4 protein-coding genes and 1 pseudogene are annotated in these 4984 nt (G+C 53.8%); 4 read left to right on the top strand and 1 reads right to left on the bottom strand.

Features of this window, described 5'->3' with window-relative positions; translation table 11 throughout:
* Nucleotides 1-547 precede the first annotated feature (547 nt).
* A complete protein-coding gene (locus tag Q1B15_RS20640) occupies nucleotides 548-1849 on the top strand; it encodes an MFS transporter (protein ID WP_299757495.1) in 1302 nt (433 codons plus the stop codon).
* A gap of 254 nt (nucleotides 1850-2103) precedes the next feature.
* Here the strand turns inward: Q1B15_RS20640 and Q1B15_RS20635 are convergent, their stop codons facing one another.
* Nucleotides 2104-2982 (bottom strand): LysR family transcriptional regulator, encoded by an 879-nt coding sequence (locus Q1B15_RS20635; protein ID WP_299757492.1) that lies wholly within the window; start codon nucleotides 2980-2982, stop codon nucleotides 2104-2106.
* Nucleotides 2983-3338: 356 nt separating this feature from the next.
* Between Q1B15_RS20635 and Q1B15_RS20630 the strand changes: the two genes are divergently transcribed.
* The 3 genes and pseudogenes from Q1B15_RS20630 to Q1B15_RS20620 all read left to right on the top strand — a co-directional run bounded on the left by Q1B15_RS20630 (nucleotide 3339) and on the right by Q1B15_RS20620 (nucleotide 4924).
* Nucleotides 3339-3551: a hypothetical protein gene (locus Q1B15_RS20630; RefSeq protein ID WP_299757490.1), complete on the top strand. Its 213-nt coding sequence runs from the start codon at nucleotides 3339-3341 to the stop codon at nucleotides 3549-3551.
* A gap of 91 nt (nucleotides 3552-3642) precedes the next feature.
* Nucleotides 3643-4059: pseudogene (locus Q1B15_RS20625) on the top strand (Crp/Fnr family transcriptional regulator); the annotation flags it as partial.
* A 457-nt stretch (nucleotides 4060-4516) separates the two neighbouring features.
* Nucleotides 4517-4924 (top strand): universal stress protein, encoded by a 408-nt coding sequence (locus Q1B15_RS20620; protein ID WP_299757487.1) that lies wholly within the window; start codon nucleotides 4517-4519, stop codon nucleotides 4922-4924.
* The last annotated feature ends 60 nt before the right edge of the window (nucleotides 4925-4984 follow it).

Raw genomic sequence — 4984 nt, 5'->3', positions numbered from 1 at the left:
TAAACATCATGGAAATACTCCTTTTCGAGACTTCCGGAAACGGGTGGCGTGCTTAGATATCCATTGGCACTCGCCACACCTGAGTGCCAATTACAAAGCATGTGGCTATCTTATGAGCGCGTAACAATAGGGTCAGTGAAGAAATCTTTCGGGATATGCCGCGCGCCAGTCCTGCCGCTTTAGAGGCGCTAGCGTCGAGTTCGCCAGCGGCTTGGAGCCCGATCCAAACCGGACTAATTGATGGTTCAGGAGTTGGACCTTCTGTGCATCCACTTTTGACGCAACAGGTCGAGTTTTGCGAGCGGTGGCATTCGGGAATTTGTGCTCAAAGCAAAGTCTCGCTGCAATCAGCCCAAAACTCAGGTATGTGAACAGGGCTTACGTTCTATTTTTTTGTATCAATGCCCACCATCAGCATATTGCAACGCTTTCGCGGTTTGGTTTCATCTGAAGTGAGAGATCCGGGAACCTCCGATTGCTTCGCGTTCTTGCCGTGTTCCTAGAATTAGAAAACTCTTAAAAGGGTGTGACCTATGAGACCTCAGCGATGATAAGAAGCCTTTTTCCGCTTGCCGCTCTTTTATTGGGGTCAGCCTTCCTGCTGTTCGCAGGGGGCGTAAACAGCCTGATCCTGCCGATCCGGGGTGAGGCAGAAGGCTTCTCCGCCGCTTCGCTGGGTCTTCTCGGCACGGGATGGGCGATCGGCTATGTGGCGGGTTGCCTGCGAACACCAACCCTTGTTGCACGCGTGGGTCATATCAGAGCGTTCGGAGCAATGTGTGCGATTGCTGCAATCGCGGTCCTGCTGTCGCTTGTGCTTATTACGCCCTGGGTCTGGATACCCGTTCGGGCTTGGTCCGGGTTCTGCTTCGCTGGGGCGGCGATGATCGTCGAAAGCTGGCTGAATGAGCGGGTGCACCAGGCATCCAGGGGGCGCGTTTTTGGTATCTACACAATGGTCAACCTTGCGGCGACGACTGCGGGCCAGATGGTCCTTACTCTCGGCGACGCCAACGGCTATTTCTTCTTCGTTCTGGCGGCCATGGTATATTGCCTCGCCCTTTTGCCCACGGCAATTTCTGCGACAACGACACCTACTCCCCTGACCAGCGTTTCGCTGAACATGCGCGCCCTGTGGAAGAACTCGCCGATTGCCGTGGTTGCTGTTCTCATGGTGGGGGTGTCCAACGCCTCCTTCGGAACCCTTGCAGCCGTCTACGCAGCCAGAATTGGTTTGAACCTTGGCGACATCGCGCTCTTTGCCAGTATCCCAATCCTTGCCGGGGCTGCTGCGCAGATCCCCATAGGCTACGCCTCTGACAAGCTGGATCGGCGGTGGGTCCTTGTTGGGATCGCATTGTGCGCCCTGGTTGCGGACGGGCTTTTCTTATTCGGTGGGTTCGTCAGTCTATGGGCAGTCATGTTGCTGGCCGGACTGTTTGGCGCGACAGTGTTCGCCATGTATCCGATCATCGTGGCCCATGCCAATGACCACGCCGCTCCTGGCACGTTTATTCAGGTCAGCGGTGGCCTTCTGCTGGTCTACGGTATTGGTTCTATCCTTGGGCCAACAGCCGCTGGTTTCGCCATGTCAGAATTTGGCGAAGCCAGCCTGTTTATGGTTACAGGGACGGCCCATATTCTTCTTATTCTCTTTGCGCTGGTGCGGCTGAAATTCGCGCCTAGCGTTGCGTCTGACGACAAGAGCCCTTTCCAGTCGAAACCGTTTGCGCGTGCTTCAACCCCGGAGACCGCAGCCCTTGCGGCCGACAAGGTTGAGTTGGATGCACATCGGGCCATGACGGCCGATCTAACAAGCAACGATCAAATTGATAAGGGCACAGACTAAGGCGGTCCAGCGCATGGATCGGGTCCGACCCACACCAAGTGCGCGCCGGCTCGAAAAGGCGATACTGCCCCCCGTATTCAGCAATACGTCCTAGTGGTTACTTTAGGTGGACGGCAGCCGTTCGGTGACCCACGCGCCTGTTCCGTATCGGCACTTTAGGCGTATCTCGTGGTTTCTTTGCCGGGCAGGCTGCGAGTGGAACCCATATGAGCGGCTTAATTGGGACCTTCCAGGCAGTGCTGGTGGCTGCATCGTCAGAGTATTTCCTTGCGACGGCTGACATTTAAGTTCTCGCTCGCATATCTCCGCAACAACTGCGCAGCCCGACCAGCAATTCCGTCGCTCTGACTTTCGCTGAAGACGGAGTAGGCCGTGTAGGCAAAACGCGGTGCGTCTTCAATGAGATGCAACCAGCCAGCATCAACTTCTGACTCGATTGCTCGCCGGGGAAAATATCCTGACGCAGGTACAGTCCGCAGATACTGCAACCCTAGAGTTCCTAACCCAAGTTGCAGACTTGGTGTGGTGAACTGTGGGAAGTTCAGCAGGTGATGTGCACGAAATTCAAAGCCCCAGTCGATCAAAACATAGCTTTCCCCAAACGGATCGACCGAGGGGTCTTTATTGCTGCTTACCAGAACAAACTCGTCTTCAAAGAGTTGCTCAACCGCAAGTCCGGATGTGTTTTGGGGCCGGTACATTATGGCAAGATCCAGCGTGCCGTCATTAAGTTGCGGTCCCAAGGAGTCCGGGGTCGCCAGGGATGCCTTGATAGCCAGGTTCGGAATCTTGGCTTTAAGAGTTGGAATGGCATCTATCAGAAAGCCATCCCACAAACTCGGCGGGGCACCGATCTCTAGGACTGACTGCAGTGTCGCGGGGAGTGCTGCGTCAAGTTTGGCCTGCGACCATGTTCGTACGAGCGTCGTGGCATGCCTTTGAAAATTCCGCCCTGCCGCCGTCATCGTCGCACCGGTTTTGCTACGTTCGAAGACCGGTTGCCCTAGTTGCTGCTCTAGCGAGCGGATGCGCATGCTGACGGTAGATTGTGTGACATTCACTTTGCCTGCAGCGTTGAAGAAGCTACCGGTTTCAACAACCGCAAGAAAAGTTCGTGCGAGTTCTATATCCATTCTTCACCTATTTGATTATCCGATATCAACTTTCTTTTAAATTCGTTATTCAAATCTTTGAGGGCGTGCGAAATTAATCCTACAGATCGAATCATTCGGTCCTGATTAGGAGCTTTTCAATGAAACCGACTTCAAAGTCTGCAAAGAAACCTGCATCACCTGCGCCGGTTGGAAAGCCATCCACCCCTATTGCAAGTGTCAAGCATCCCTAGACAGGTCAAATATGCCTGCTGAGCATTTCAGCTGGCATTGCATTCACCAGCACCCAAGAGGCGCGGGAGCCCAGCAGATCCCCTCAGGAGATGTTTCGATGTCGCTCCACTTTTTTGTGAGAACGTCCAGGAAAGGACACTCCAATGAAACTCAGCAACAACACAACTTCAGAGAAGATGAAGTCCGTTAGAGCCAGCTGTACCAACGCGCCCTTCGGCGAAAAAAGGGCTTCGGCAATGAAACACTATTACGCCGCTGAGACAGCACATACGGCGAAAAACGACACTAAGGCGAACAAAGAACTCGAGGCAGCAAAATACGCGCACTTTTGTAGCATTGAGCATCTGGCGCAATAGCGAGGGGCCCCGATGCCGAGGCGGCGGGTAGCTCTTCGAAGCTTGGCGCAGAAGCGTCTCCCTGCGGACCTTAACCGCGGTTCATGATGGGTCTGACCTTTTGGAGGCGTTTTCGCAAACGCCTCGGCTGGCCACAGCGGTCATGTGGGCAGCATCGCGTGATGAGGCGATGGTGGTTGAGCATCTGGTAAATGTCGGGCGTCGCAACGCTGCGGAACGCATGGCGCATTTCCTTCTCGAGCTTGGTGCGAGACTTACGCTGGTCGGATTGGGGAGCAGGGAGGGGTTTGCCTGTCCAATTACCCAATACCTTCTGGCAGATGCGCTTGGTCTCAGCGCTGTCCACGTTAACAGGGTGCTGCGACAGTTGCGCGAAGCTAAAATTCTTACGTTTCGCGATGGCTTTGTCGGGTTCGAAAACTACGATCGGCTTGCTGAATTTGCCCAGTTCGATCCGACCTATCTGGATCAGGGTGGTCCGTTGTTGCCTATCGATGCAGCACGCTGACCTTTCGGTCATATGCGCCCCAGCGGCAGTGTCCGAATAAACGGATCTAATCGTTCTGCCGCTGCTCAGGGCGCCTAAGCTCGGGCACTAATTCATTGTACTCTTGATGATCATCAAGCAGCGCGACATGAAGGCAGCGAAATTCCTCTCCCGAGCTGTAACAGGGGGTAAATCTGACAATGCAATCAAGCGTATTCTATCAAAAATTAAACGCGACATCTGATGAACGCCGGGGCCAATAGCCTTCCTTTTTGAAAGAAGCCTTCCTTGGGGTAGGTCGCTTCATTAAAGACCGCTAGAATTGGTTCGCCTTGAGTTAGATCGAAAGTAACTTTTGGATTCATGGGATGGAACCCAACGAACGGACAGCGGCAGGTCTCACCGAATTTTCGTGACCTAGGTCAAGTTAAAGACGCCGCGCATGTGCTAGAATTCTCCGCAGAAAAGGAGTTTGGCTATGTATAAGAAGGTACTTGTTCCTGTTGCCCTTGATCATTCACGTAGTTTCAAAGCTGCGCTTGATGTCGCTCGTTTGCTCTCCGATGAAGGCGCGGTCGTGACCGTATTAAATGTAATCGAGAAGATGCCGAGTTACGTGGATGAGTACCTCCCGGAGAGCCACAGTAAGGTTCGGATATCGGAAGTTGAAACCGAGTTGAAAGCAGAGCTTGGTGGTGTTTTAGATGCCAAGCCGGTTGTTATAAGCGGGCGCGCGGGCAGCGCTATTGTCGACTACGCGGTGGAGTACGAGTTCGAGTGCATCGTGATCACCTCTCATCGACCGGGATTGACGGATTACTTCCTAGGATCGACAGCAGCTCGCGTGGTCCGGCATGCTCCCTGTTCTGTCCATGTTATCCGTTAATCCAGCGGACCCGATACACTCAGCGTCCGCTTAACCGACATAGGATGCTGTCGTTTGTTT

The organism is uncultured Boseongicola sp. (assembly GCF_937988555.1).
Taxonomy (GTDB): domain Bacteria; phylum Pseudomonadota; class Alphaproteobacteria; order Rhodobacterales; family Rhodobacteraceae; genus Boseongicola.
The sequence above is the reverse complement of the archived record's forward strand: the minus strand, read 5'-3'. Positions and strand labels throughout refer to the sequence as shown.